This window comes from Micromonospora aridisoli (genome assembly GCF_056150025.1).
The window spans coordinates 1-496 of the sequence record NZ_JAXCFK010000219.1; the positions used below are offsets into that span (position 1 = coordinate 1).

1 protein-coding gene is annotated in these 496 nt (G+C 62.1%); it reads left to right on the top strand.

The features are described 5' to 3' along the window. Positions 1-33: 33 nt before the first annotated feature. On the top strand, positions 34-496 hold a 463-nt coding region (locus SM447_RS30195), incomplete at its 3' end, for a glycosyltransferase family 2 protein (protein ID WP_474576256.1).

Consider the following 496-nt stretch of genomic DNA (forward strand, 5'->3'; position numbering starts at 1 on the left):
GGGCAGTCGGCGGCGGTGCACTCCGCAGTGTTGGTGGCGCAGTCGGACATCATCGTCACGCTGGACGGAGACGGTCAGAATCCGCCCGACCAGATCGCGGGTCTGTTGGCGAAGTTTGTGGATGCTGACCCTGATCTGGCCTTGGTTGCCGGGCAGCGCGCCAAGCGCAATGATACGCTGGCTAAACGCTGGGGGTCCAAGTTCGCCAACTGGCTGCGTGGGGCGCTGCTGAAAGATGGGACGCGTGACACGGGCTGTGGCCTGAAGGCCTACCGCCGTCAGGCGTTTCTGGCGCTGCCCTATTTCGATCACATGCACCGCTACCTGCCCGCGCTGTTCCTGCGCGATGGCTGGAAGATTGATCATGTCGACATCACCCACCGTCACCGTGAAGCCGGACAGTCCAAGTATAACAACCTGAACCGCGCGCTTGTGGGGATCTCGGATTTGATGGCCGTTTCATGGCTGATCCGGCGACGCAAGAAAGTGCGTCGCG